The following is a 26,947-nucleotide window of genomic DNA, read 5'->3' as shown; positions in this document are numbered from 1 at the left end:
TGCGCACCGAAGGCATCGAGAAGAACACCCACGACAACCCCTTCGGCGCCGTCCTCTCCTTCCGCGGCACCGTCACCGACACCACCGTCGAACACACCCTGAGCACGGCGATGCCGGATCTCTCGGACCTCTTCGAGGTCGGCGACTCGGCGAAGTTCTCCGTCGGCCAGTGGTGGGCCGTGGAGATCAACGCCCTGTCGGGGACGTACGAGAAGGAGATCCAGCGTCTCGTCCAGGTCACCGATGTCGTCGACTCGACGCACATCCGGGTCAACTACCAGATCGGCTGGGACCTGGCCGCCGGCCGCACCCTCACCTGGACCCAAATCGAGCCCGTCGACCGCGCCCACGTCCGCAACCTCGTCTTCGAGGGCTGGGGCGAGGACGAGATGACCGGCTCACACCCGGTCGCGTACGAGTACGCGGTGCGCTGCGACGTCTCCGGGATCGAGGCCATCGGCACCTTCTGGCCGGTGGTGATGCGCCGCTGGTGCACGTACTACCGCACCGAGCAGTGCTCGCTGACCAACCCCAAGTCCGTCACGTACGGCGGCGCGGGCTATCTCACCCAGCAGATCTACTGCCTGTACGGACACGTCGAGGACTGTCACACCTCCAACGCCCGTCATCTCAACGACTTCACGGCCTCCGCCTACTGCTATGTCACCAACTGCCACGGCGACGGTGACGACGAAGGCCCGTTCGTGACGCACGGGCAGTTCGAGCACGACCTCGTCTACACCGGCAATTCCGGTCTGATGACCTTCGCCAACTCCGGTGCGGCATGGGGCGGCAGGGCCAAGCGGATCACCGTACGACGGCACGCCTGCTCCTGGTTCGTGGCCCGGGTCAAGATCACCGATCTGACCCTGGAAGACGTACTGGTCATCGGCAAGAAGTCCCTCGCCGGCTCCGGAATGCTCTGGGTCAATGCCGACGGTGTGCAAATGCGCGGCTGTACGGCCACCGGTCCGCTGATCGTCTCCGGGGCATCCGACCTGTCCGCCCGCCCCAATGTGATCGCCGACTCCTCGTTCGCCTTCGCGGCGGGCGCGGAGATCACCCAGGCCACTGTCACCGTCCCGCTCACCCTGCAGCGCAACACGCTCAAGGGCGTCGACGGCGCGGTCTTCAACGGCACCGGGCCGCTCGTCCTGGACCAGTGCACCCTGACCGGCTCCAAGGACACCGCCCCGGTCTCGCTCGCACACGCCGACATCACCGTCCTCGGCGGCGAACTCCGCGACACCGGCCTCAAGTTGACCTCGGCGAAGGACCAGCGGCTGCGCATCGACGGAACGCGTCTGACCGGCACCAACAAGGACGGCGCCCTGCTGGCCCGTACCGGCTCCGGACGGACCGTCGACTGGCAGCTGACCGGCCTCGACTCGACCGCGCCCGAGGGCACCGCCCATGTGCTGGTCACCGAGGGCCCCAACCGCTACCGGGCCACCGGCTCCACCTTCACCGGCGGCCGGCTCGAACTGCGGCCCGCGGCGTTCAGCGGCAACTCCAGCCATCTGCTGCACACCGGCTGTGCCGAGGACGGCACCGAGCGCACCGCGCTGCCGGACGAGGGCGACCGCGTCGCCCACACCGCGGCCACGCTGCGCTTCTGACCACCTTGGGCCCTTTCGGTTGGATCATGCCGGGCTCGCGGGGTCTGGCACGCACGCTCGCGGCGTTGTCGTCGGTCTTCCCCAAGCTCTCGGCTCCGCTCGAGCAGGGGAGACCCCATCGGCTCCGCCATGACTCCCTCCTCCGCCTTGCGATCGCACGCACCGGACCCCGCTCTCTGATCCGGCCTGATCCGACCGAAAGGCCCCAACCCATCGAGTACCAGGGATTCCCCGTGTCCACGCATACCCCGATCACCGGCCGGCCCGTACGGGTCGCGCTCGTCGGCGCCGGCAACCGCGGTCTGACGTACGCCGAGTGGATCAAGGCGCACCCCGAGCGCGCCGAACTCGTCGCCGTCGCCGATCCGCGCCCCGCGGCGCGAGCCGCCGCCGGTGCACCCGTCGAGTTCGACGACTGGAGGCCGCTCGTCGACAGCCGTATCGCCGACGCCGTCATCGTCGCCACCCAGGACCGTTTCCATGTGGAGCCGGTACTGGCCCTGGCCGAGGCCGGATACGCGATCCTCGCCGAGAAGCCCCTCGCCCCGACCGAGGAGGAGACCCGGCGGATCGTCGAGGGTGTGGAGCGGGCCGGGGTCCTCTTCGCGGTGTGCCATGTCATGCGGTACACCCCCTACACCGACCTGGTGAAGGAGGTCGTGGACTCCGGCGTGCTCGGTCAGCTGGTCTCTCTCGACCATCTGGAGCCGGTCGGCTGGTGGCACTACGCCCACAGCTATGTGCGCGGGCCGTGGCGCAGCGAGAAGGACTCCTCCCCGATGCTGCTCGCCAAGTCCTGCCACGACCTGGACTGGATCACGTATGTCATGGGCGGCCGGATCGAGCAGGTCACCGGTTTCGGTGGGCTGAAGCACTTCCGGCCGGAGAATGCTCCGGCCGGGTCCGCCGACCGCTGTCTCGACTGTGCGGTCGAGTCCGACTGCCCGTACAGCGCGCTGAAGCTGTACATGCCGACGCTGCGCGAGAAGGGCGCGGTCTGGCCGGTCACCCATGTCACCGAGGCAACCGACGAGGCCGGGCTCTTGCAGGCGCTGCGCGAGGGGCCGTACGGCGTCTGCGCGTACCGCAGCGACAACGACGTGGTCGACCACCAGGTGCTGGCGATGCAGCTGACGGACGGAGTGACCGCGACCTTCCAGATGGTGGCGTTCACCGAGCAGACGCATCGGCAGACCCGGATCTTCGGCTCGCACGGCTGGCTGACCGGTGACGGAGAGCGGGTCACCGTGCAGGACTTCCGGACCGGCGGGAGCACCGTCCATGAACTCGGCGCGTCCGGTTCGAACGCGGCCGACGGGCACGGCGGCGGGGACGCCGCGCTCGTCGAGGCGTTCGTCACCGCTGTGGCCACCGGTGACGCCGGGGCCGTCCGCTCCGGCCCCGCCACCTCGCTCGGCAGTCATCTCGCGGCGTTCGCCGCCGAACGTGCCCGGCACACCGGCACCGTCCAGACGGTCCCGGCCAAGTGACATCTCCTCTCCCTTGCCCCACCCTCACGTCCTCGGAGGACCACCTCATGTCCCGTCTCCTCACCCGTCGTTCCAGAGTCCGTGCCCTCGCCGCCCCCGTCCTGGCCACCGCGCTCGCCGCCGGTGCGCTGGCCGGCTGTTCCGGCAGCGGCAGCGACGACAACACCGTCACCATGTGGACCTACCCGGTCATCTTCGACGAGGCCAAGAACAAGGCGTACTGGGACGGCCTGGTCAAGGCGTTCGAGAAGGAGCACTCGGGCGTCGAGGTGAAGGTGGAGACCTTCCCGTGGGCCAACCGCGACACCGCGCTGGCCACCGCGATCGCCTCCGGCAAGGGCCCGGACGCGGTCTACCTGATCCCGGACCAGCTGCCGAAGTACGCAAGGAGCATCGTCCCGGCCGACGACTACATGCCGGCCGACGCCAAGTCTGACTACACGGACTTCGCGCTGAAGTCCGTCACGGTCGACGGCAAGGCGCTCGCCACCCCGATCCTGACCAGCGCCAACCCGCTGATCTGCGACAAGCGGGTGTTCGCCGCGATCGGCGAGAAGAACTACCCGACCAGCTGGGCGGACCTTCAGGCGCTGGCCCCGAAGCTGAAGGAGAAGGGCTACTACGCCACCAGCTACAGCGGTGACACCCAGCAGACGCTGAACATGACCTTCTACCCGCTGCTGTGGCAGGCCGGCGGCGACGTCTTCTCCGAGGACGGCAAGAACGTCACCTTCAACGACGCGGCCGGCGTCAAGGCCCTGACGTATCTGAAGAAGCTCGTCGAGGGCGGCTACACCGACAAGGACCTGGTCACGACCACGCCCAAGCTGGAGCAGACCCCGACCGCCAAGGGCAAGATCGCCTGCACCTGGCAGAACACCCCGGCGGACGTGGAGCCGTTCTGGGGCAAGGAGAACATCGTCGTCCAGCCGCCGCTGAAGGACGTCGAGTCGGTCGGTTACGGCACCGTGGGCGCCCTGTCGATGCTGAAGGGCGCCGACAGGAAGAACACCGGCGACTGGCTGAACTTCGTCGCCGAGTCGAAGAACACGGCCGGTCTGCAGAAGGCGGCGGGCTACTTCCCGGCCCGTAAGTCCGGCGGCGATCTGTACCCGGACGACGCGCTGCAGACGGCGGTCGGTGCCACGCTGCCGAGCATGACCGTGGGCCCGCTCCAGGACAAGGCCCGTGAGGTCCAGGGCGTGCTCGCGCCGGAGATCCAGGCGGCGCTGCTGGGCAAGAAGAGCCCGCAGGAGGCGCTGAATGCCGCGCAGAAGGCCGCGCAGGCGATGCTCGGCCGCTGATCACGCGCGGGGCCGGCGTCCGGCCGCACCCGGACCCCGGCCCCGCGTTCCCTGGGGGCATTCCCCCCGACCCCCCGCAATTCCCCCCGTACCGCAAGGAGATCCCCGTGGCAGTCGTCGCGGAACCCACCCGCCGGGGCCGTCGCAGCGGGCCGCAGGCGCGCCGCGAGGCCCGGATCGGCCTGCTCTTCGTCCTTCCGTGTTTCCTGCTCTTCCTCGCCTTCCGGTTCGGTCCGGGCGTCACCGGTGTGCTGATGAGCTTCACCGACTACTCCCTGACCGGCGGCGGCAGCTTCATCGGTCTGGACAACTTCACCCGCCTGTGGGACGACCCGCTGTTCTGGCAGGCGCTGAAGGTCACGGTCCTCTACACCGCGCTCGCCGTGCCGGGCACGCTCATCGCGTCGGTGTCCCTGGCGCTGATCACCCGCCGCGCGTTCCGCGGCGCCAAGTTCTTCCGTTCGGTGTTCTTCCTGCCGGTCGTCACCTCGCTGGTGCTGGCCGCCACCGTGTTCGTCTGGATCTTCTCGACCGGCGGCCCGTGGTCCACGCTGATGGGCTGGTTCGGGATGTCCGAGGGCTCCTGGCTCTCCGACGACGCGCTGGTGCTGCCCGCGCTCGCGATCGTCGGCGTCTGGTCCCGCTTCGGGTACGGGATGCTCATCCTGCTGGCCCGGATGCAGGACATTCCGCGGGAGCTGGAGGAGGCGGCCCTCACCGACGGCGCGGGCCCCTGGCAGCGGTTCCGGTACATCGTGCTGCCGCAGCTCAAGCCCGCCCTGTTCTTCCTCGCGGTGATCGAGACGACGGCCTCGTTCCAGGTCTTCGACGCGGTCTACACGATGACCGGGGGCGGCCCCGCCAACGCCAGTTACACGCTCGTCTTCCAGCTCTACGACGCGGGCTTCAAGTACTTCGACCTGGGTTACGCCTCCGCCATCGGTGTCGCGCTCTTCGTGCTGACCGTGGTGGTCGCGGTGATCCAGCGGCTCGTGATCGGGAAGGACCAGTGACCATGACCGCAGCACCCATAGAGACCGAGAGGCCGCCCGCGGGCAAGGCACCGGCGGCCCCGGACCGGGCCGCGCGCCGGGCCGGACGCAAGCTGCGCAAGCTCTCGGAGCAGGACACCGTCCCGCACGGTATGCGGGCCACCCCGGCCGGCCGGATCGCGCGCGCCGCGCTGCTGACGGTGGCGGCGATCGTGACGGTCTTCCCGTTCTACGCGATGGTCGTGCTCTCCCTGAAGCCGTCCGCGGCGGTCGAGTTCCCCGGCAGTCTGCTGCCGTGGCCGCTGACCGGCCAGGCGTACGACACCGTCATGAAGGCCCAGGACGTGCCGCGCTGGCTGGTCAACACCCTGGTCTACTCGGTCGTTTCCGTCGTCGGCGTGCTGCTGCTCGCCTCGCTCGCCGGGTACGCCTTCGCCAAGAAGCGCTTCCCGGGCCGGGAGACAATGTTCTGGTCGTTCCTGTCGATGGTGATGGTCCCGTACCACGTCACGATGATCCCGACGTTCGCGATGATCGCGAAGCTGGGCGGCGTGGACACGTACTGGGGTCTGATCGTGCCGACCCTGGCCAACGCCCAGGCGGTGTTCCTGATGCGGCAGTTCATCCAGGGGCTGCCGGACGAACTCTTCGAGGCGGCGCGGCTCGACGGCTGCAACGAGTGGCAGATCTTCTACCGGATCGTGCTGCCGCTGCTGAAGCCGATCCTCGCCACGCTCGGCGTCTTCGTCTTCCTGTGGCACTGGAACGACTTCCTGTGGCCCCTGGTCATCGGCCAGTCCACCGACATGCGCACCCTCACCGTCGGCATCGCCTCGCTCCAGCAGCAGAACGTGCCGCTCAATGTGGTGCTCTCCGGCTCCGTCATCGCGTTCGTGCCCATCTTCGCCGCGTACATGGTGGGCCAGCGCTACTTCACCGAGGGCGTCACCGCGTCCGGAATCAAGGGATAGCTACGGATGTTCACCGATGAGGCCGCTCTGGAAGAGCGGCTCGCCACCCCCTCCCCCGCGCTCGCCGCCGACCTCGGCCGCCTCGAAGGCGATCTGCTGGTGCTCGGCGCCGGCGGCAAGATGGGCCCCAGCCTGTGCCGGCTGGCCCGCCGGGCGCTGGACGCCGCGGGCCGTACGGATGTGACCGTGTACGCGGTCTCCCGCTGGTCCGACAAGTCCGCCGCCGACGAGCTGGAGGCCGCCGGGGTCTCCACCGTCGCCTTCGACCTGATGGACCCGGCCGCCGATCCGGCCGAGCTGCCGGACGCCGGGAACATCGTCTTCATGGTCGGCGCCAAGTTCGGCTCCGCCGGGGCGCCTTCACACGCCTGGGCCGTGAACGCCGCGATGCCGGACCGGGTGGCGCGCCGCTGGTCCGGTTCGCGGATCGCCGCGTTCTCCACCGGCAATGTGTATCCACTGGTGCCGGTCTCCTCCGGCGGCTGCACCGAGTCCGACCCGGTCGGGCCGGTGGGCGAGTACGCCATGTCGTGCCTGGGCCGTGAGCGGATCTTCGGCCATGCGGCACTGACCCGTGGCACCAGGGTCGCCAACATCCGCCTCAACTACGCGGTCGACCTGCGCTACGGCGTCCTCGCCGACATCGCGTACCGCGTACAGGCGGGCGAGCCCGTCGATGTGACGACCGGTCATGCCAATGTGGTGTGGCAGGGGTACGCCAATGAGGTCGCCCTGCGTTCCCTGCTGCACGCCACCGACGGCGAGGCGTTCACCCTCAACCTCACCGGTCCGGAGACCGCTTCGGTGCGCCGCATCGCCCAGTGGTTCGGCGAGGAATTCGACCGGGAGCCGGCCTTCGCGGGCGAGGAGGCGCCCACCGCGCTGCTCTCCGACGCCGGCCGCTGCCATGCTCTCTTCGGCTACCCGGATGTCGCTCTGCGCACCCTCGTCGAGTGGCAGGCCGACTGGCTGCGCCGCGGGCTGCCGCTGTCCGGCAAGCCCACCAGGTTCCAGGTCCGTGACGGAAGGTTCTGATCCACTCCATGTCCACTCCCGCCCTCCTGTCCACCCCCGCCCTGGACGCGCTCGCCCACGGTGCCGTGATCCCCGCCCATCCGCTCGCCCTGCACGCCGACGGCTCCTTCGACGAGCGCCGGCAGCGTGCGCTGACCCGCTACTACCTCGCCTCCGGAGCGGGCGGGGTCGCCGTCGCCGTGCACACCACCCAGTTCGAGATCCGCGAGCCCGAAGTCGGTCTGCTCCGGCCGGTCCTGGAGCTCGCCGCCGAGACCATCGACGCCGAGGCCGGCCGGCCGTTCATCAAGGTCGCCGGTGCCTGCGGATACACGGCGCAGGCCGTCGCCGAGGCCGAGACCGCCGCCGGGCTCGGCTATGACGCGGTGCTGCTCAGCCCGGCCGTGCCCGGTGCGGACGAGAAGGGTCTGCTGGAGCGGGCGCGGGCGGTCGGCGAAGTGCTGCCGGTGATCGGCTTCTATCTCCAGGAGGCCGTCGGGGGACGGTACTTGTCGCCGGGCTTCTGGTCCGCGTTCACCGATCTGCCGAACACGGTCGCGGTGAAGATCGCTCCGTTCGACCGGTACCGCACCGCCGATGTCGTGCGGGCCGTGGCCGCCGCGGACCGTGCCGACGAGGTGGCGCTGTACACCGGCAACGACGACGACATCATCGGTGATCTGCTCACCCCGTACGAGACGGCGGGCGGCACAGCGCGCTGGTTCGCGGGCGGCCTCCTCGGCCAGTGGGCCGTGTGGACGAGCTCCGCGGTGACGCTCCTGGACGACATCCGCAGGGCGCGCGGCGGGGACCACGAGGCGATGGTGCGCTGTCTGGCCCGTCGCTCCGAGCTGACCGATGCCAACAGCGCGGTCTTCGACGTGCGCGGCGCGTTCCGCGGCTGCATCGCCGGGGTGCACGAAGTACTGCACCGCCAGGGCCTGTTGGCGAACATCCGGTGCCTGGACCCGGCCGAGACGCTCTCCCCCGGGCAGGCCGAGGAGATCAGCCGGGTCGCCGCGGCCTACCCTTGGCTGACCGATGACGCCTTCGTTGCGGAGCACCTCGATGCCTGGCTCTCCTGATCCTGCCGACCGCTCCCGGGTGGTCGTCGCCGTACCGCCGGGCCTGCGGGCCCAGTTCTTCACCGCCGAGGTGTGGCGGGAGCTGGAGCGCGCGGCGGAGCTGACGGTCCTGGACGACCACTCCGACCGGGCGGCGCTGGCCGCGGCGCTGCCCGGCGCCCGCGCGCTGATCACCTCGTGGCGGGCGCCCAAGGTGGACGCCGGACTCCTCGCATCGGCCGACCGGTTGGAACTGGTGGCGCACACCGGTTCGGCGGTCGCGCCCTATGTCACCGAGGAGGTGTTCCGGCGGGGCATCCTGGTCACCCAGGCAGGTGATGAGATGGCCCGCCCGGTCGCCGAGGTGGCGCTCGCGTTCACGCTCTCGCTGCTCCACCGCATCCAGCGCTTCGACCACGCCCTGCGCGGCGGGCTGGAGTGGGCGGCGGCGAGCGAGGCCCCGCCCCGCCATGAGATCCACGGCAGCGACATCGGCGTGATCGGCGCCTCCCGCACCGGACGTGCCTACATCGCCCTGGTACGGGCGATGGGGGCGCGGGTCAGCGTCACCGACCCGTTCCTGTCCGACGCGGACGCCGAGGCGCTCGGCGTGAAGTCCGTACCGCTTCGGACCCTGCTGTCCCGCAGCAGGATCGTGGCCGTGCACGCGCCGGTCACCGAGGAGACCCACAGGATGATCGGCGCCGAACAGCTGGCGCTGATGCCGGACGGGGCGGGCCTGGTGAACACCGCCAGGTCGTGGCTGGTCGACGAGGACGCGCTCCTCGTCGAGCTGACATCGGGCCGGCTGGACGCGGCGATCGATGTCTTCGACGCCGAGCCGCTGCCCGCCGGCCACCCCTTCCGCTCCCTGCCGAATGTGCTGCTCACCCCGCACCAGGCGGCGGGCAGCGTCGAGTGCCGGCAGCGGCTCGGAATGAGCGCCGTCAACGAGGTGCTGCGGCTGCTCGCCGGCCGCCCCCCGGTCCACGCCGTCACCGCCGACGCCCTCACCCGTCTGCACTAGCGCCGTCCGGCGGATCAGGGCCGGGACAGGCCCCATCCCCTCCCCCAATCCCCGTACCTGTCAGGAGATTTCACCGTCATGCGACTGATGCGCATCGGCGAGCCGGGCCATGAGCGCCCCGTTGCCATCTGCCCCGAGGGCCGTCACCACGACCTGTCCGGCATCACCCACGACATCGACGGCGCGTTCCTCGCCGCGCTCGCCGACAATCCGCGCCTGGTCCCCGCCGAGCCGGCGCTCCCCGAGATCGACATCACGGGTCAGCGGATCGGCGCCCCGGTGGCCCGTCCCTCCGCGCTGCTCTGCATCGGCCAGAACTACGCGGCCCACGCGGCGGAGTCGGGTGCCGAGCCGCCCGCGCAGCCGATCCTCTTCTACAAGTCGCCGAACACGGTCGTCGGCCCGTACGACGACGTGCTGATCCCGCGCGGCTCGAAGAAGACCGACTGGGAGGTGGAGCTGGCCGTCGTCATCGGCCGCCGCGCCTCCTACCTGGACTCCCCGGCCGACGCTGCCGCACATATCGCAGGCTATGCCGTCAGCAACGACGTCTCCGAGCGCGCCTTCCAGCTGGAGGAGTCGGGCGGCCAGTGGTCCAAGGGCAAGAGCTGCGCCACGTTCAATCCGCTGGGCCCGGTGCTGGTGACGGCCGACGAGATCGGTGACCCGCAGCAGCTGCGGCTGCGCAGCTATGTGAACGGGGAGCCGCGGCAGGACTCCAGCACCGCGGACATGATCTTCAGCGTGGCGCATCTGGTGCACCATCTGTCGCAGTATCTGGTGCTGGAGCCCGGCGACATCATCAACACCGGAACCCCGCAGGGTGTGGCGCTGTCCGGCCGCTTCCCCTACCTGGGTCCGGACGATGTGATGGAGGTCGAGATCTCGGGCCTGGGCCGGCAGCGCAGCGTCTGCCGGCCCGCGTAGCACCGAACGGGTCTCAGTCCTCCGGGAGTTCGACCGGGGCGATGTCGTCGAAGACATCGCCGGGGCCGGGGTTCGTCGCATCGGTCGCGCCGCCGAACCGGGTCATCACACCCCACACGGCATTGAGCGCGGTCTGTACGGCACCCTCGGCCCATCCGGCCGTCCAGGAGATGTCGTCGCCCGCGAGGAACAGGCCTCGCCGGTCGGCGGGCAGCCGGTCCTGCATGAAGTGGGTGAACAGCCGCCGCTGGTAGCGGTAGTGGCCCGGCAGATTGGCCTTGAACGCACCCATGAAGTAGGGCTCGTTCTCCCACGAGACCGTCACCGGGTTGCCGATGATGTGCTTCCTGATGTCAACGTTCGGATAGATCTCACCGAGCGACTTCAGCATGACGTCCATGCGCTCGTTCGGGGAGAGCGGGAGCCACTTCAGGCTGTCGTCGCACCAGGTGTACGAGAGGCAGATGGTCGCCGGCTTGTCCGGTCCGTCGTCGAGGAGGTACGTCCCCCGGGTCATCCGGTCGGTGAGCGTCATCGACATGGTGTCCCGCCCGGTCGGCACCCCCCTGTCGTCGACGGCCTCGTCCAGCCAGAACGGCCGGTCGACGGGCACGAACAGCTTGGACGACTCCATGTAGTGGGTGCGCTCCATCGCCGTCCAGTGGTCGATCGGGAAGAGCGCGTCGTCGCAGTCGATCTTCGAGAGCAGCAGCCAGGACTGTCCGGTGAAGATCGCGGCGGGGTAGGTGCGGATGTCGCCGGTGGCGTCGGTGACGGTGATCCGGTTTCCGGCGGTGCGGTTCAGCCGGGTCACGGCGGGGCGCGGCTCGCCGCTGTGCAGCGACGACAGTGATGTGCCGAGCGGCCAGTGGACGATCTTCTGCGGTTCGCGGTCCCAGAGCCGCAGCGGGAGCTGCTGGCTGCCTCCGACGATGCCCCGGTGGTGGTCGTCCGCCTCGGTGTAGACGACGCGCAGGATCTCCAGGATGGAGTTGGGGAAGTCGGTGTCCCAGCCGCCGGTGCCGAAACCGACCTGGCCGAAGATCTCACGGTGCCGGAACGACTTGAAGGCGTCGGAGTCGCAGAGGAATCCGTAGAAGGTCTGGTTGTCGAGCTTCTGGACGAGCTTCGCCCAGATCTCCCGGATGCGTGGCACATCGCGTTCGCGCATCGCGCGGTTCATGTCGGAGAAGTCCGCGCCCTCCTCCAGACACCGGTTCCAGGCGTCCATCACATCGCGGTAGACCTGCGGCAGATCGGCGATGGTCCGCGCGTAGTGCGACTCGCCCTTGAGGTCGACGACGGTCGACGGGGTGACCGGGGAGAGCGGGTTGGGAAACGGCTTTGTCTCCAGGCCGACCAGATCGATGTAGTGCTGGAGTGCGGTGGAGGACGGCGGGAAGCGCATCGCGCCCATCTCCGCGGTGAGTTCCGGATCGCAGCCGTCGAAGCCGACGGTACGCAGCCGGCCGCCGATCTCGTCCGCTTCGTAGACGACGGGCTTGAGCCCCATCTTCATCAGCTCGTACGCGGCGACGATGCCGGAGAGCCCGCCACCGATGACAGCGACCTCGGTGCCGTGCTCGGTCGCCGGTATCTGCCCGACCCCCGCGGGGTGCGCCAGGAAGTCGTCGTACGCGTAGGGGAAGTCCGGCCCGAACATGGTGATCGGCTCGACCGCGTCGGTGTGCTGGACGGCGTTGGGCACCGTGGACGTCATGGGGTACGGACTCCTTGCACGAAAAAAGGTGGAACGAGGGGTGGCGGGCTCAGACGAGGGAGCCGTACAGACCGGGGCGGCGGTCGTGCACATACGGGTTGGCGGCGCGCGACGCGCTCAGGAACTCGGGGTCGACCTCACCGATGACCAGCTCCTCGCCGCGTCCGGCGCGGGTGCGGACGGTGCCGTCGGGACCGGCCAGGCAGCTCAGCCCGACGAACTCGAACTCACCTTCCGGGCCGGTCCGGTTGACGTACGCCACATACATCTGGCTCTCGAATGCGCGGACCGGCACGACGGACTCGGCGACGAACTGGAAAGGGTGCATCTGCGCGGTGGGCACCAGCAGCAGATCGGTGCCTGCGAGGGCATGCGAGCGGACGTTCTCCGGGAACTCGACGTCGTAGCAGATCATGATCCCGATGCGTACGCCGTCCAGCTCGGCCTGGACCACGGGCTGCTCGCCCGGGGTGAACCACTCCTGCTCGAAGCAGCCGAAGAGATGGGTCTTGCGGTAGTTCGCGAGCGCCGCCCCGCCCGGCCCGATGAGCTGCGCGGCGTTGAAGATCTGCTCGCCCGCGCGCTCCGGGTAGCCGTAGAGGACCGCGAGCCCGTGCCGTGTGGCGATCTCGGCGACGGCCCGGGCGGAAGGCCCGTCGGCCGGCTCGGCCAGCCGGGGCACGTCGGCGCCGATCGCGTATCCGGTCAGGAACAGCTCGGGACAGACCAGCAGCCGAGCCCCGGCATCCGCTGCCCGCCGCGCCGCTTCGTCGAGCACCTTGATGTTCTCGTCCACATGCCCGGGTCGTCCGGAGCTCTGGAGCAGGGCGGTGCGCAACGGCGGCATGGCTGACCTCGGGCGGTGCGGGCGGGGCGGGGACGTATCGACGGTACGGTCCGCCACTCGAACCGGACAAGGCGCGACCGTTGCGCGTACACCGTCGATCCATTGCGCACGGACTGCCTGTCCCGGCGATTCATTGCGCAAGCCGTCTTCCCAGGTCAAACAGGTGACACAGGTCTCATCCGGAGCTCGGCCCGCCCCGCACGACCAAGCCCGCCCGGCGCAAATCAAGCCCGTCCGGCGATTGAGGACGGAACCGTCACGGCAGTACTCCGACGCCTCCCCGGAGCCCCCGCACCCCGGCAGCTATCAGCCCGTCCGGCGATTGAGGACAAGGCGGCCGCCGGACGCAGCCCGGCACCCCTACTCCGGCGCCCCCGACGAATACCGCCGCAGCAGCGGCGAAAGCACCAGCACGGACTTCGTCCGCTCCACATACGGCTCGCCCGCAATCCGCTCAAGCACCTGCTCGAAGTGGCGCATGTCCGCGGCGAAGACCTGCACGATCGCGTCGGCCTCCCCCGTCACCGTGGAGGCCGACGCGATCTCCGGATACCGCGCAAGCCCCTGCTTGATCGCCTCCGGCGACGTATTGCGGCTGCAGTAGATCTCGATGAACCCCTCGGTCTCCCACCCCAGCGCCGCCGGGTCCACCCGCACCGTGAAGCCCGTGATCGCGCCCTCGGCGCGCAACCGGTCCACGCGGCGTTTCACGGCGGGCGCGGACAGGCCGATGATCGCGCCGATGTCCGCGTAGGAGCGCCGGGCGTCTTCGGCGAGGGCGTGGACGATGCGTTCGTCGAGGTCGTTCAGGCGCACTTCGGGCGGTTCACTTCTCTGCGATGGCCGGTTTCGGGTGCGACAGGGTGCCGCCCCCGAAGTAGACCATGGCCCCGCCCCGCCGGGCGCGCTCACCGCATCCGGTGACCGGTCAGAAGGGGAACTGCGAGCGGCCGTGCTGCACCGAGATCCACTTCTGGGTGGTGAAGGCCTCGACCATCGACTCGCCGTTCAGCCGGCCGAGGCCGGAGCTCTTCTCGCCGCCGAACGGGACGATGGGCTCGTCGTGGACCGTGCCGTCGTTGATGTGGATCATGCCGGTGTGGATGCGCTGCCCGATCCGTACGCCGCGCTCGATGTTGCCGGTGTGCACCGCGCCGCTCAGACCGTACGGGGTGTCGTTGGCGATCCGTACCGCCTCGTCCTCACCGTCGAACGGCACGAGGAGCGCGACGGGCCCGAAGATCTCCTGGGACAGGACGGGGGAATCGGCGGCCAGGCCGGTCAGCACGGACGGGCTCACCAGATTGCCGTCGGCCCGGCCGTGCAGCAGGGCCGTCGCACCGGCCTCGACGGTCTGGTCGACGAGCGTGGAAATGGCCTCGGCCTGCGAGGAGTTGATCAGCGGGCCGATCACGGTCTCCGGGTCGGCCGGGTCTCCGACCCGCAGCGAAGCGACCTTGGCGACGAACTTCTCGGTGAACTCCTTCTCCACCGCCCGGTCGACCAGGATGCGGTTCGCGGCCATGCAGACCTGGCCCTGGTGCACGTACCGGCTGAAGACGGCCGCGTCCACGGCGTAGTCCAGATCGGCGTCGTCGAGGACGATGAGCGCGCTGTTGCCACCGAGTTCGAGCACGGCGCGCTTGAGGTTCGCCGCGCACACCGTGGCGACGTGCCGTCCCACCCTGTCCGAGCCGGTGAAGGAGATGACCTGCGGAATGGGGTGCTCCAGCAATGCGTCACCGATCTCGGCGATGTCGGTGACCACGACGTTCAGGAGCCCGGCCGGCAGCCCCGCCTCCTCGAACACCTTCGCCACCAGTGTGCCGCCGCAGACCGGGGTGTTCTGGTGCGGCTTGAGCACCACGGCGTTGCCGAGCGCGAGGGCGGGGGCGACCGACTTCAGGGACAGCAGGAACGGGAAGTTGAAGGGGCTGATGACACCCACGACACCGACGGGCACCCGGTAGACGCGGTTCTCCTTGCCCTCGGTCGGCGAGGGCAGAATCTGCCCGGAGGGCCGCAGCGCGAGCTGGATCGACTCCCGCAGGAACTCCTTGGCGAGATGCAGCTCGAAGGCCGCCTTCAGCCGGGTGCCGCCCAGTTCCGCGACGATCGCGTCGCTGATCTCGGGCTCGCGCTCCTCGACGACGCGCAGCGCCTGCTCCAGCACCAGCCGGCGGGCGTACGGGTTGGTGTCGCCCCACGCCCGCTGGGCAGCCTCGGCGGACCGGTACGCCCGGTCCACCTCGTCGGCCGTGGCGACCGTGATCGAGGCGAGCTTCTCCCCGTTGTAGGGATTGAAGTCGATGATGTCCCAGGACCCCTTGCCCTGCCTCCACTCTCCGTCGATGTACTGATGGGCCAGGTCAGTGAAGAAGGACATGAGATCCCTTACCGCAGAGGGGCGGGCAGCTGATTGCGCTTCATATTACTTACATTTCAATGGTGTTGAAGCGGATCACCAGGGCATCCGAGGACCGGAATCGGACACCCCTGTCGGCCCGCGGGGACACCCGGAAACACCGTTGCCCCTCACGGCACGAACGGCCGTGAGGGGCAACGGTGTTGCGGGACTCCGGGATCAACTCCAGCTGGCGTGCAGCGGCTTGCCCTCGGCGTAACCGGCGGCACTCTGCACCCCGACGACCGCCTTCTCGGCGAACTCCTCCAGGGAGGCCGCGCCTGCGTAGGTGCAGGAGGAGCGGACGCCCGCGATGATCGAGTCGATCAGGTCCTCGACGCCGGGCCGGGCAGGGTCGAGGAACATTCGCGAGGTGGAGATGCCCTCCTCGAAGAGCGCCTTGCGGGCCCGGTCGTACGCCGACTCGTCCGACGTACGGTTTTTCACGGCGCGTGCGGACGCCATACCGAAGGACTCCTTGTAGAAGCGGCCGTCGGCGGACTGCTGGAGGTCGCCGGGCGACTCGTACGTACCGGCGAACCAGGAGCCGATCATCACGTTGGACGCGCCCGCGGCGAGCGCCATGGCGACATCACGCGGGTGCCGGACGCCGCCGTCGGCCCAGACGTGCTTGCCGTACTTCTTCGCCTCGGCGGCGCACTCCAGGACGGCGGAGAACTGCGGCCGGCCCACGCCGGTCATCATCCGGGTGGTGCACATGGCGCCGGGGCCGACACCGACCTTGATGATGTCCGCGCCGGCCTCGATGAGGTCGCGCACACCCTCGGCGGCGACGATATTGCCCGCGACGATCGGCACCTGCGGGTCGAGCCCCCGGACGGCCCTGACCGCGCTGATCATGGACTCCTGGTGGCCGTGGGCGGTGTCCACGACGAGCGTGTCGACGCCCGCGTCGAGGAGCTGCTTGGCCTTGCCGGCGACATCGCCGTTGATCCCGACGGCGGCGGCGATCCGCAGCTTGCCGGCGGCGTCGGTGGCGGGGGTGTACAGAGTGGCGCGCAGTGCGGCCTTACGGGTGAGGATGCCGACGAGCCGGCCGTCCGCGTCGACCGCGGGGGCGAGCTTGCGGTGGGCGCCGTCGAGCTTGTGGAACGCGTCACGCGGGTCGATGTCCGCGTCGAGCAGCACCAGGTCCCTGGACATGACCTCGGAGAGCTGGGTGAAGCGGTCGACACCGGTCAGGTCGTGGTCGGTGACGACACCGATGGGCCGCTGCTCCTCGTCGACGACGACACCCGCGCCGTGCGCGCGCTTCGGCAGCAGGGACAGCGCGTCGGCGACCGTCTGGCCCGGGGCCAGCACGATCGGCGTGTCGAGCACGAGGTGGCGCGTTTTCACCCAGGAGACGACATCGGTGACGACGTCGATCGGGATGTCCTGAGGGATGACGACGAGCCCGCCGCGGCGGGCGATCGTTTCGGCCATCCGGCGGCCCGCGATGGCCGTCATGTTCGCGACGACGAGCGGGATGGTGGTGCCGCTGCCGTCGGGCGAGGAGAGATCGACACCCTGGCGGGAACCGACCGCAGAACGGCCCGGAACCATGAAGACATCGTCGTACGTGAGGTCGTACGGGACCGAAGGAGAGTCTGTGTAGCGACCAGTACCGGGCTCAAGAAAACGCATAACGCTCATTTTTTCATACGAAACGGAGCAGGTCGCGTCCACGAAGACACAGCAAACGACCCCCGCGTTCGTACGTTCCCACAAAGGGAGCCGGCGGGAGTCCCGGGCAAGTGGAACCTGCCTTACCTGCGAACCCTACCCGTACGGCATCCGAATCATTCGCGATCATCTTCCCTGGACCTGGTGACAAGGGGTCAGGTAGCTTCAAAACCCGCAGGTCCCGTGGGTCATGACTACGCCCCGGAGGAACAGGCGGAGGGTCACAACTTCCGTCACACGTACGACCGGAGAGGATCACGACCCACTCGTGGAGAGCGAACTGCCGGACATCTACTGCCCGTTCCCCAAGCGGACGAATCCGCACGTCGGGCACACCCGGGTCCACCTCGACAGCTGGATCCGCAACACCGGTCTGGTACACCGTGATTCAGCCAGGGAGCGCTTCGAGCAGGCGGACTTCGGAGCGTTCGTCGGCATGGTGTACCCGACCGCCGACAGCAAGAATCTCGACCTCGTCGCCGACTGGTTCGTATGGCTGTTTCTCGTCGATGACCAGTTGGACGACGGCCACCTCGGCCGCAGCCCGGAGCGGGTGCGGGACGTGGTCGCGGTGATGCGGTCCGTGATCGAGGGCATCGGTACGGGCACCCTGCCGGACGAGGACCTCCCCGCCGCCGTGGTCGCCCTGGTCGATCTGTGGGAACGGACGACGCCGACCGCCGCCGCGCACTGGCGCACCCGGTTCGGCTGGCACCTGACCACGTATCTCACGACGGCGACCACCTGGGAGGCCGGGAACCGGGCGGCTGGTGTGGTGCCGTCCGAGGAGACGTACATCGCCAAGCGTCGCCACACCGGCGCGATACATGTGTGCATGGACCTGATAGAGATCGTGGCCGGGATCGAGGCTCCCGAGTCGATCCACAACGATTCCCGGTTCATCACCGCGCTGGAAGCGTCGTGCAATGTCGTGTGCTGGGCCAACGACGTGTACTCGTACGAGAAGGAACAGGTGCTCGGCGAGATCCACAATCTCGTCCATCTGGTCCGGCACCACCGCGGTTACGGCAAGCAGCAGGCGCTCGAACACGTCTGCGCGGAGATCGCCACGGAGACGGAGCGGTTCCTCACCGCCGAGGCCGAGCTGCTGGCCGCGTACCCGCAGCTGTCCTGGATGCTCGCACCGTACCTGGACGGGATGCGGAGCTGGATGCGCGGCAACCTGGACTGGTCACGGCAGACCCCCCGGTACAACCCGGCCGATGTGAGCCAGTACGAGGAGCCGGAGGAGTATCTGGAGGCAACGGTCCTGGGCGTGGCCCAGGACTGAACCACCGAGCGGACACTGCCCGGGCGGTGCCCCCACTGTCCGGGCAGTTCACTCGCCGTCACCCGCACGGCTCGATGACCGTCCGGGCAGAATCAAGCCCGTCGAGGGGGCTCCTCCCATGACCTTCAGTCCATGGGGGAGATTGAGGACACAACGGCCACCGGGCGGCCCCGGTGACGATCACCGCCGCCGCCCGCCCGGGCCCCCGCTCAGACCCCGTCCGGATCCGCCCGTTCCAGCGCCGGCCGCCGCGGCGCCGCGGACTCGGTCAGCAGATACTCGGCCGCCGCCGTATCCGTCACCAGGCTGGTGACGAGCCCGGACCGCAGCACCGCCCCGATCGCCGCAGCCTTCCGCTGGCCGCCCGCGATCGCCACCACCTCGGGGATCCGGCGCAGCCGGTCGGCCTCGACCGTGATGCACCGCTCCCCCAGGTCCCGGCCGACCCGGCGCCCCTCCGTGTCGAAGAGGTGCGCGGACATCTCGGCGGCGACGCCGAGCGACGCGTAGTGCGCCCGCTCCTCGTCCGTGAGCATGTCGTGGACGGTGGAGATGCCCGGCTCCCAGGAACCGATGGACACCGCGGCGACCGTCACCTTGTCGAAGTACTCGAAGGCGCGGGCGATACCGGTCTGGTGGCGCAGCGCGGCGGCCGTGGCCGGGTCGGGCAGCAGCATCGGCGCGTAGATCGGGTGGGCCTCACCGCCGGCCACCTGGGCGGCCCGCCGGACCGCCTCGACCGAACCGCGCTCGGCCGTCCCCGCGTCGTACACCCCGGTGAGCTGCACGACCGTGCACGGCGGCAGCCGGTCGAGAGCCGCCGCCATGTGGATGGTGGACCGGCCCCAGGCCAGGCCGAGCACATCGCCCTCGTTCACCAGTTCGCCGAGGAGATCGGCCGCGACCTCGCCCAGGTTCTCCGGGTCGGGTGCGTCGTCCTGCTCCTCCGCGGGAGATTCGACGACGACCGCGTGACGCAGCCCGTAGCGGGCCCTGAGCGCGTCGGAGCGCTCGGCGTCCAGCTCGGCGGGGACACGGATCTCGATCCGGACGAGGTCCCGCTCAAGAGCCGTCTCCAGGACCCGGGCCACCTTGAAGCGGCTGACGCCGAACTCCTCGGCGATCTGGATCTTCGACTTTCCTTCGAGGTAGAAGCGGCGGGCCATGGCCGCCGCCTGCACCAGCTCCGCGGGCCCCATCCGCAGGGCGGACCGTCCCGCCGACATTGCAGACACCGCGATCTCCTCACTGCTGTTCACACTCTCGATACGCCGTTCATCCTGTCAGATCCGGCGATCCTTGATCGGTCCCGTCGGACCGCGTTCATCTGCCCTTGGCCGGGCCGACCTGCAATCGGGGCCGGAATGGGTTCCGGCGCCGGTTCCGGCTTCAGTGGCGGCACGCCCAGGCCGCCGAGGCGGTGGCCCTGTCGGCCTTGGCCCGCAGGGCGCGCACCGCTTCGGCCGGGTCCTCGGCCCCGTACACCGCCGAACCCGCGACGAATACATCCGCACCGGCCTCGGCGCACCGCTCGATGGTGGACTCGGAGACACCGCCGTCGATCTGGAGCCACAGTTCGAGGCCGTGCTTGGAGATCAGCTCACGGGTGCGGCGGATCTTCGGCAGCATGATGTCCAGGAAGGCCTGGCCGCCGAAGCCCGGCTCCACGGTCATGATCAGCAGCATGTCGAGCTCGGGGAGCAGGTCCTCGTACGGCTCGATGGGCGTCGCGGGCTTGAGCGCCATGGAGGCGCGGGCGCCCTTGGCCCGGATCTCCCGCGCCAGCCGTACGGGGGCTGCCGCGGCTTCCACGTGGAAGGTGACGGAACCGGCGCCGGCCTCGACGTACTGCGGCGCCCAGCGGTCCGGGTCCTCGATCATCAGATGGCAGTCCAGCGGAGTGTCCGTGGCCCGGCTGAGCGATTCCACGATCGGCACGCCGAGGGTCAGATTGGGCACAAAGTGGTTGTCCATCACATCGACATGGAGCCAGTCGGCGCCTTCGACTGCCTTCGCCTCCTCGGCGAGACGGGCGAAGTCGGCGGACAGGATGCTGGGGTTGATCTGGGCCATGTGCCAAGCCTGCCATGTTCCGCGCCACTTCCCCGCCCTGGTGCGGGCCAAAGCCTCACGGGATCATTACAGTTCGCGGAATCCAGGCCTCCCGGCCACGCGATACGGGCGTTTCAGCCCGCGTCGGGCCCTTCGGGGGCGGTACGGGCCCGGCAGCGGTGGGCGTTCTGCCAACAGGCCGGGCCCCAGAATCCGGCGAGCGGCCGGTACCAGCGGGCGGCGGCCGGTACCCGTGCCCGCTCGCTCATACCGTCGGACCTGGCCGCCCCGCCGGCCTCGCGCGGCCCCCGGTGTAGGGTCTCGTTTCCGCTGTCCCATTGCGTGGCGCTGACCAGCGCAGATGCGCCCACCTCACGGGCGGTCCCCCACGAGTTCGTCTCACTTCCGTGTCCTTTCCGGGCTGTCCGGCGGGAGTCGAGACGAACGACAGGGGGCCGGCCGAGGCCGCCACATGGGTCACTGACCGGTCGGACCCGGTGCTGGGCGAGATCTGGGAGGAGGCGCCCAAGCACTACGACGAGCAGGATCCGGGGGTCCTGGTTCTCTCGATCACTGAGGTCAACGTCTGGAACCGCCTCACCCTCGCCACCCGGCAAGGGCCACACACGGGGTTGGACCTGACACAGGCACCAGCCCGTCCCTGGCGGCGCGGCCCAGGGCCGTGCCGGAGTTCAGGCGAGCGGGGATGCCTTCGCGCCCCAGTCGATGTGGTGGTCGAACTGCCAGGCCGTCTTCTCCGGGTTGATCAGCTTCATGGCCACCGGCATCAGCAGGTCGCGCAGTACGCGGCCGACCGGGCCCGTGCTCTTGTTGCTGTTCGTGCGGGCGCCGAGCTTGATGATGCGTTCGACGCGGGGGCGGCGCAGTTGTTCGTATGCCGCGAAGGCCTGGTCGTACGGCAAGTCCCGTAGGCAGCGCGCCAGTTCAACGGCGCTTTCGGCGGCGATGGAGGCACCCTGCCCTGAGCTGGACGAAGCGGCGTGGGCCGCGTCGCCGATCAGGGTCAAGCGGCTGCGGGTCCAGGTCGGGACACTCGGCATGTTCTCCATCGGGCCGGTGATCAGAAGCCGGCCGGGGTCGGTCGCGCTGATCATCTCCAGAGCCGGGGTCCTGTCGTCGGCGAAGGCGGTGCGCAGGGTGCGCATCCACTCCTTCGCGCCGATCGCCTGGGCCTCGGCCACTGTCATCGGGGCTGGGTGCGGCAGGTTCACGAACCACACCGCCGAGGAGTCGTCGAAGATCTGGTAGCCGAAGAAGGCGCGCTTGCCGAAGCACATATACATGACGCCGTTGGTGGAGGGCAGCCCGCACTCGTCCATCCGCGCACCGAAGCAGACCAGGCCGGCGTAGTTCGGCCGGGGTGCGGCCGGGTCGATCAGGGGGCGGACCGTGGACCGGATGCCGTCGGCACCGATCAGGATGTCGGCGCTCGCCTGCGTACCGTCCGCGAAGTGCGCGGTAACACCGGAGCCGGTGTCCGTCGCGCCGGTCAGCCGCTTGCCGTGGTGGATGGGTACGGAGCGGCGCTCCGCCTCGTCGTAGATCTCTCGGTAGAGGTCGGCGCGCCAGACGAACTGCTGGACAGGGAGGCGCGAAGGCGGGGCGAACTGTGCGAGCTGCTTGCCCGTCCCACTCCTTAAGACCATGGAGGTGACCGGGGTGCCGATGGCGCGGACGAGGTCACCCGCGCCGATGGCGTCGAGGGCGTTCTGGCCGTTGGAAGCGATGGTCATGCCGCCGCCGGCCCCGTCCGCCGTGGAGTCGTACGCCTCGTAGACCGCGGCCTCGATACCGGCCTGACGCAGGGCCATCGCGGCGACCGGGCCTGCGATCCCGCCCCCGATAATGAGTGCGGTGCGGGCTTTGTCCGTGCCGCTCATGACTGGTGTCCCCTTGCCGGGTCGTCGATCGTCGGTACGCCGCCGGTCTTGTGGGCGCGGCGCACATCCTGGACGTACGCACGGGAGAACATCGCGGACAGGAGCGCGATGCCACCGCGGTGAATGCGGATCTCGCTGTTCGTCGCGGAGCCGGACAGATGGACAAGGCGGCCGGCCGTCTTGTCGCCGCTGGATGAGGACGTGGAGTCCTTGATCTTGCCGCGGGCGGTCCAGCTCAGGTTCCAGTGGTCGATGGCAGTGTCGTCGTCGACGAGCAGCTTGACCATGGCCCGGTCCATATCGAGGTGAATCTCGATGTCGTCGGGGAGGCCGGGCGAGCGGAGGTCGAGGACGGCTGCGCCATGGCGGGCCTTGACCTCGAAGCGGCTGGCCTCGGTCCAGTTGCCAAGGTGCTTGACGAGGCCGTGGTCGGAGTGGATGCGCTCGGTGAGGGACATCTCAGTGGTTCCTCTCTGAGTGGTGTGCACTGACGAATCGATAGTTGCACTGCAACTAGTATCTCGTCAACTAGTTCTTCTGTGGCTAGAATCGGGTCCATGACCCCATCTGCCCCCCGCAGCTCCCCACTCGCCCTGACCGTCCTGGCTCTGCTGCACTACAAACCGCTGCACCCCTACGGCGTCCAGCGCCTGATCAAGGACTGGGGCAAGGAGCAGGTCGTCAACGTCAGCCAGCGCGCGAGCCTCTACCGCACGATCGAGCGGCTCAATGGCGCCGGGCTGATCGCCGTCCGCGAGACCGGGCGCGATCAGCAGTACCCGGAGCGGACCGTGTACGAAATCACCGACGCGGGGCGCGAGACCGCCCGCGCCTGGCTGGAGGAGATGCTCTCCGCGCCCAAGCAGGAGTTCCCGGAGTTCCCGGCCGCCCTGTCGAACCTGATGCTGCTCTCGCCGCAAGACATGGCGGACGTACTGGATCAGCGGGCCGACGCACTCGCGGAGAAGCTCGACGGGCTGGAATCGGCCCTGGCCGAGGAGACGGAGCAGGGGCTGCCACGCATCACCGGCCTGGAGACCGAATATCTGCGGGCTGTGACGGCCGCGGAGCTGGGCTGGGTGCGCGCAGTGGTCGAAGATCTGCGGACCGGCGGGCTCTCGTGGTCGCAGGAGCAGCTGGACGCCCTCGCGGCGGGACTGGTGCAGCGCTAGCCCGCCCCCGGTGCGACCGGGGACGGGCTAGCGCTGCATTCTCCCGGGGGCAAACCCCAGCCGCTCGTCTCACTTCTGTGTCCTTTGGGCCGGACAAGGGACACAGCCAGTGAGAAAGGGCCCCTGAAAATGCGAACCTGACCCCGGCCTGCCTCAGGCGGTCCGGCGCAGCAGTGCCAGGTACATCGCGTCGGTGCCGTGCAGATGCGGCCACAGCTGGACGTCGGGGCCGTCGCCCAGCGCGGGCACTCCCGGCATCAGCGGGCGGGCGTCGACCCACTCCGCCTCGACCGGAGGGCCGCCGCGCCCCTTGAGTACGTCCTCGACGACGACCCGGGTCTCCGCGAGATGGGGCGAGCAGGTCGCGTAACCGACGACGCCGCCGACCCGTACCGCCTTCAATGCCTCGCGCAACAGACCGCGTTGCAGCGGGGCGAAGCTCTCCAGGTCCTCCGGGCGGCGCCGCCAGCGCGCCTCCGGGCGGCGGCGCAGCGCGCCGAGGCCCGAGCACGGCACATCCATCAGGATCCGGTCGAAGGTGCCGGGCTGCCACGGCGGGCGGGTGCCGTCGGCGGTGATCACCTGGTACGGGCCGGGGTTGCCGGCCAGCGCGCGCTCGACGAGGCGGGCCCGGTGCGGCTGCTTCTCGGCGGCGAGCAGGGCGGCGCCGCGTCCGGCGGCGAGTGCGCCGAGCAGGGCGGCCTTGCCGCCGGGCCCCGCACAGCCGTCGAGCCACCGGGTGTCACTGCCCTCCAGCGGTGCGTTGGCGAGGGCGGCGGCCACCAGCTGGCTGCCCTCGTCCTGGACCCCGGCGCGGCTCTCCTGCACGGCGGTCAGCGCGCCGGGCTCGCCGCCCTCCGCCATCCGTACGGCATAGGGCGACCAGCGGCCGGGCAGGCCGTTCTCGTCGCCGAGGGCGGTGAGCAGCTCGTCGGTGGTGGATCGGCCGGGGCGGGCGACCAGGGTGACCTCGGGCCGTTCGTTGTCCGCTTCGAGGAGGTCCTCGATTCCGGCGCGGCCGCCGCCCAGCGCGTCCCAGAGGGCGGACACGACCCACCGCGGATGCGAGTGCACGACCGCGAGGTGGTCCTCGGCGTCCTCGTCGTACGACGGGGCGACGCGCGCCACCCAGCCGTCGAGGTCGTCCGCGGAAACCTTCCGAAGGACGGCGTTGACGAACTTGGCCCGCCCCTCGCCGAGCACCACCCGGGCCAGTTCCACGCTGGCGGAGACCGCCGCGTGGGTGGGGATACGGGTGCCGAGCAACTGGTGTACGCCCATGTTGAGCACGTCGAGGACCGGCGGGTCGACCTCGCGCAGCGGCCGGTCGATGCAGGCGGCGACGATCGCGTCGTACGTCCCCTGGCGGCGCAGCGTCCCGTAGACCAGCTCGGTCGCCAGCGCCGCGTCCCGGTTGTCGAAGTCGCCCTTGGCGCGGGCCTTCTTCAGCAGCGGAGGAAGGACGAGGTTGGCGTACGCATCGCGTTCGTCGACGGCCCTGAGCGCTTCGAAGGCGAGGAACCGGACGGGGTCCTTCTGGGGGCGGCGATGCGGCTTGGCGGGACGGCGACGCTGCTGGTCGTTCACGTGAAAGGTGCTCCGCTGATGGTGAGGGGGCGAACCCTCCCAGCGTACGTCGCCGCCCCGGCCCCGGAATCCGCGAGAGACCCTAGATCCCCAGCAGCTCGCCGTGGACGATCCGCACCCCGCGGGCCCAGTCCGCGGCCCGCATCGGCTTCTTGCCCTGCGGCTGGACCCAGAGCAGCTCGACGGCGTGCGATCCGGTGCCCACGTACACATTGTTCTTGGCCGCCGACAGCTCGCCGGGCGCCAGATCGGCACGGTCCAGCACGGGCACCGCCTGGATCAGCTTCAGCCGCTCCCCGCGGAACAGCGTCCACGCCCCGGGAGCGGGCGTGCAACCGCGCACCACCCGGTCGACCCGCAGGGCAGGGGCGGACCACTGCACCTGGGCGTCCTCGACGGTGATCTTCGGTGCGAGGGTGACACCCTCGGCGGGCTGCGGCACGGCGTGCAGCGTGCCGTCCTCGATGCCGTCCATGGTCGCGACGAGCAGCCCCGCACCGGCGAACGCCAGCCGGGTGAGCAGGTCACCGCTGGTGTCGGTGGGCCGCACCTCTTCGGTGAGGACGCCGTACACCGGGCCGGAGTCGAGCCCCTCCTCGATCAGGAAGGTCGACGCACCGGTCACCTCGTCCCCGCCCATGATCGCGTGCTGTACGGGGGCCGCGCCGCGCCAGGCCGGCAGCAGCGAGAAGTGGAGGTTGACCCAACCGCGGGCGGGTACGTCGAGCGTGGTCTTGGGCAGCAGCGCCCCGTAGGCGACGACCGGACAGCAGTCCGGGGCGATCTCGCGCAGTCGCGACAGGAAGTCCTCGTCACGCGGCCGGGCGGGCTTGAGCACCTCGATCCCGGCTTCCTCGGCGCGCTCGGCGACGGGGCTGGCGACCAGGCGGCGACCCCGCCCTGCCGGGGCGTCGGGCCGGGTGACGACGGCGGCCACCTCGTGCCGGTCGGAGGCGATCAGGGCGTCCAGGGCGGGTACGGCTACCTCGGGGGTGCCTGCGAAGACGAGCTTCATGGGTGGCTGACTGCCTCTCAGGCCGAAACGTACGTTGATGAGCGACGCACAAGTCTATGGGCCGGGCGGCCGGGGGGCGTACGTATGACTGCGCGCCCCTTGGATAAGCGCACGCGCCCCTGCACCGTGACCAGATCCCCGGCTGACGCGTTGGTCAAGAGAGATTGACCGAAGCGAGCCGCCATGGTGCGGCCCGATCCCTTTCAATGCCGGTTCGAGAGGCTTCTTCATGGCCGACCACGCAACCCACGACGCCCAAGCGCGGGCCAGCCTGCATCTGTTGGTGCGGGACATCGAGCGGGTCCGGCGGCAGGTGGACGCGCTGCGCACGCTCACCGCCCAACTGGGCAACGTCTACCGTCCGCGCCGCTCCGGCCCGTCCACGGGCTTCGTCGTCTACGGCAGGGCCCCGGCCCCCACCGTCAGGCTGGCCCAGGAGCTGCGGGACAGCGTCGAGACCCTGGTCACCGCGGCAGTGGACTTCGACCGCTCGCTGGGCTTCTCCTGGGACGCGGTGGGCTCCGCGCTCGGGGTCACCAAGCAGGCGGTGCACCGCCGCTACGGCGCCCGGCGCAATGCCCGGCAGCCGGGAGCGGCCGAGGCCGCCGCGGAGACCGCGGTGCCGCGCCCCCTGCCCATGGCGCCCGGCTCCGCCAATGCGCCGACGCTGCCCGCCGTACCCGCCGCACGCTCCATGCCCCCGCAGCCGTCGGAAGACCGCCCGTCACTGCGCGAGGACCTGCGCCCGGGCGTCTTCCCCGGCCCGCGCAACGGCTGACCACGCGTCCCGCCCACTGCCCCGCCGCGCCCGACGCACGGCGGGGCATCTGCGTCTCCACAGCCGCCCGTCACCGTTCCGCGAGA

General features: G+C 69.9%; 24 protein-coding genes. 12 read left to right on the top strand and 12 right to left on the bottom strand.

The genetic code is table 11. The features are described 5' to 3' along the window. The 9 genes from ACGFU7_RS14460 to ACGFU7_RS14420 form a co-directional block, all read left to right on the top strand. A partial coding sequence (locus tag ACGFU7_RS14460) for a peptidase C14 (RefSeq protein WP_393695585.1) occupies nucleotides 1-1,619 on the top strand: 1,619 nt, incomplete at its 5' end. A 233-nt stretch (nucleotides 1,620-1,852) separates the two neighbouring features. Next, nucleotides 1,853-3,109 (top strand): Gfo/Idh/MocA family protein, encoded by a 1,257-nt coding sequence (locus ACGFU7_RS14455; RefSeq protein ID WP_393695583.1) that lies wholly within the window; start codon nucleotides 1,853-1,855, stop codon nucleotides 3,107-3,109. A 47-nt stretch (nucleotides 3,110-3,156) separates the two neighbouring features. Next, the gene (locus ACGFU7_RS14450) at nucleotides 3,157-4,413 is read left to right on the top strand and encodes an extracellular solute-binding protein (RefSeq protein ID WP_393695581.1); all 1,257 of its coding nucleotides are present in this window, start codon (nucleotides 3,157-3,159) and stop codon (nucleotides 4,411-4,413) included. Nucleotides 4,414-4,520: 107 nt separating this feature from the next. After that, a complete protein-coding gene (locus tag ACGFU7_RS14445) occupies nucleotides 4,521-5,426 on the top strand; it encodes a carbohydrate ABC transporter permease (protein WP_393695579.1) in 906 nt (301 codons plus the stop codon). Nucleotides 5,427-5,428: 2 nt separating this feature from the next. After that, entirely contained in the window at nucleotides 5,429-6,376 is a 948-nt protein-coding gene (locus tag ACGFU7_RS14440) for a carbohydrate ABC transporter permease (protein WP_393695577.1), read from the top strand. A 6-nt stretch (nucleotides 6,377-6,382) separates the two neighbouring features. After that, nucleotides 6,383-7,411, top strand: coding sequence for an NAD-dependent epimerase/dehydratase family protein (locus ACGFU7_RS14435; RefSeq protein WP_393695576.1), 1,029 nt, complete (start codon nucleotides 6,383-6,385; stop codon nucleotides 7,409-7,411). An 8-nt stretch (nucleotides 7,412-7,419) separates the two neighbouring features. Next, nucleotides 7,420-8,475 (top strand): dihydrodipicolinate synthase family protein, encoded by a 1,056-nt coding sequence (locus ACGFU7_RS14430; RefSeq protein WP_393695574.1) that lies wholly within the window; start codon nucleotides 7,420-7,422, stop codon nucleotides 8,473-8,475. Beyond that, nucleotides 8,459-9,481 (top strand): hydroxyacid dehydrogenase, encoded by a 1,023-nt coding sequence (locus tag ACGFU7_RS14425; RefSeq protein ID WP_393695572.1) that lies wholly within the window; start codon nucleotides 8,459-8,461, stop codon nucleotides 9,479-9,481. Before ACGFU7_RS14430 ends, ACGFU7_RS14425 begins: the two co-directional genes overlap by 17 nt. A 78-nt stretch (nucleotides 9,482-9,559) precedes the next feature. Then, nucleotides 9,560-10,408: a fumarylacetoacetate hydrolase family protein gene (locus ACGFU7_RS14420; protein WP_393695570.1), complete on the top strand. Its 849-nt coding sequence runs from the start codon at nucleotides 9,560-9,562 to the stop codon at nucleotides 10,406-10,408. Between the two features lie 13 nt (nucleotides 10,409-10,421). Here the strand turns inward: ACGFU7_RS14420 and ACGFU7_RS14415 are convergent, their stop codons facing one another. The 5 genes from ACGFU7_RS14415 to ACGFU7_RS14395 all read right to left on the bottom strand — a co-directional run bounded on the left by ACGFU7_RS14415 (nucleotide 10,422) and on the right by ACGFU7_RS14395 (nucleotide 17,026). Beyond that, on the bottom strand, nucleotides 10,422-12,128 hold the full coding sequence (locus tag ACGFU7_RS14415; RefSeq protein ID WP_393695568.1) for a flavin monoamine oxidase family protein: 1,707 nt from the start codon (nucleotides 12,126-12,128) through the stop codon (nucleotides 10,422-10,424). Nucleotides 12,129-12,177: 49 nt separating this feature from the next. After that, the gene (locus ACGFU7_RS14410) at nucleotides 12,178-12,975 is read right to left on the bottom strand and encodes a carbon-nitrogen hydrolase family protein (RefSeq protein ID WP_393695566.1); all 798 of its coding nucleotides are present in this window, start codon (nucleotides 12,973-12,975) and stop codon (nucleotides 12,178-12,180) included. A gap of 360 nt (nucleotides 12,976-13,335) precedes the next feature. Then, nucleotides 13,336-13,791 (bottom strand): Lrp/AsnC family transcriptional regulator, encoded by a 456-nt coding sequence (locus ACGFU7_RS14405; protein ID WP_393695564.1) that lies wholly within the window; start codon nucleotides 13,789-13,791, stop codon nucleotides 13,336-13,338. Between the two features lie 112 nt (nucleotides 13,792-13,903). Beyond that, nucleotides 13,904-15,361, bottom strand: a complete 1,458-nt coding sequence (locus ACGFU7_RS14400) for an aldehyde dehydrogenase family protein (RefSeq protein ID WP_393695563.1) — start codon at nucleotides 15,359-15,361, stop codon at nucleotides 13,904-13,906. A 198-nt stretch (nucleotides 15,362-15,559) separates the two neighbouring features. Further along, complete coding sequence (locus ACGFU7_RS14395) at nucleotides 15,560-17,026, bottom strand: GuaB1 family IMP dehydrogenase-related protein (RefSeq protein WP_393695561.1); 1,467 nt, start codon at nucleotides 17,024-17,026, stop codon at nucleotides 15,560-15,562. 307 nt (nucleotides 17,027-17,333) lie between these two features. Here ACGFU7_RS14395 and ACGFU7_RS14390 point away from each other — a divergent pair, with 307 nt between their 5' ends. Then, nucleotides 17,334-18,356, top strand: a complete 1,023-nt coding sequence (locus tag ACGFU7_RS14390; protein ID WP_393695559.1) for a terpene cyclase — start codon at nucleotides 17,334-17,336, stop codon at nucleotides 18,354-18,356. Between the two features lie 209 nt (nucleotides 18,357-18,565). Here the strand turns inward: ACGFU7_RS14390 and ACGFU7_RS14385 are convergent, their stop codons facing one another. The 5 genes from ACGFU7_RS14385 to ACGFU7_RS14365 all read right to left on the bottom strand — a co-directional run bounded on the left by ACGFU7_RS14385 (nucleotide 18,566) and on the right by ACGFU7_RS14365 (nucleotide 22,767). After that, a complete protein-coding gene (locus tag ACGFU7_RS14385) occupies nucleotides 18,566-19,582 on the bottom strand; it encodes a sugar-binding transcriptional regulator (RefSeq protein ID WP_393695623.1) in 1,017 nt (338 codons plus the stop codon). 163 nt (nucleotides 19,583-19,745) lie between these two features. Continuing rightward, nucleotides 19,746-20,429, bottom strand: coding sequence for a ribulose-phosphate 3-epimerase (rpe, locus tag ACGFU7_RS14380; RefSeq protein ID WP_393695557.1), 684 nt, complete (start codon nucleotides 20,427-20,429; stop codon nucleotides 19,746-19,748). Nucleotides 20,430-20,542: 113 nt separating this feature from the next. Continuing rightward, nucleotides 20,543-20,677, bottom strand: coding sequence for a hypothetical protein (locus ACGFU7_RS14375; protein WP_393695555.1), 135 nt, complete (start codon nucleotides 20,675-20,677; stop codon nucleotides 20,543-20,545). A 423-nt stretch (nucleotides 20,678-21,100) separates the two neighbouring features. Next, on the bottom strand, nucleotides 21,101-22,309 hold the full coding sequence (locus ACGFU7_RS14370; RefSeq protein ID WP_393695553.1) for an FAD-dependent oxidoreductase: 1,209 nt from the start codon (nucleotides 22,307-22,309) through the stop codon (nucleotides 21,101-21,103). Beyond that, entirely contained in the window at nucleotides 22,306-22,767 is a 462-nt protein-coding gene (locus ACGFU7_RS14365) for a hypothetical protein (protein ID WP_393695551.1), read from the bottom strand. Before ACGFU7_RS14365 ends, ACGFU7_RS14370 begins: the two co-directional genes overlap by 4 nt. A 99-nt stretch (nucleotides 22,768-22,866) precedes the next feature. Between ACGFU7_RS14365 and ACGFU7_RS14360 the strand changes: the two genes are divergently transcribed. Further along, the gene (locus tag ACGFU7_RS14360; protein WP_393695549.1) at nucleotides 22,867-23,481 is read left to right on the top strand and encodes a PadR family transcriptional regulator; all 615 of its coding nucleotides are present in this window, start codon (nucleotides 22,867-22,869) and stop codon (nucleotides 23,479-23,481) included. A 153-nt stretch (nucleotides 23,482-23,634) separates the two neighbouring features. Here ACGFU7_RS14360 and ACGFU7_RS14355 read toward each other — a convergent pair whose 3' ends face one another. Further along, a complete protein-coding gene (locus ACGFU7_RS14355; protein WP_393695547.1) occupies nucleotides 23,635-25,068 on the bottom strand; it encodes an RsmB/NOP family class I SAM-dependent RNA methyltransferase in 1,434 nt (477 codons plus the stop codon). A gap of 82 nt (nucleotides 25,069-25,150) precedes the next feature. Next, nucleotides 25,151-26,083: a methionyl-tRNA formyltransferase gene (gene fmt / locus ACGFU7_RS14350; protein WP_393695545.1), complete on the bottom strand. Its 933-nt coding sequence runs from the start codon at nucleotides 26,081-26,083 to the stop codon at nucleotides 25,151-25,153. A 229-nt stretch (nucleotides 26,084-26,312) separates the two neighbouring features. Between fmt and ACGFU7_RS14345 the strand changes: the two genes are divergently transcribed. Beyond that, complete coding sequence (locus ACGFU7_RS14345) at nucleotides 26,313-26,861, top strand: hypothetical protein (RefSeq protein ID WP_393695543.1); 549 nt, start codon at nucleotides 26,313-26,315, stop codon at nucleotides 26,859-26,861. Nucleotides 26,862-26,947: the final 86 nt, after the last annotated feature.

This window comes from Streptomyces sp. NPDC048473 (assembly GCF_043200155.1).
GTDB lineage: Bacteria > Actinomycetota > Actinomycetes > Streptomycetales > Streptomycetaceae > Streptomyces.
The sequence above is the reverse complement of the archived record's forward strand: the minus strand, read 5'-3'. Positions and strand labels throughout refer to the sequence as shown.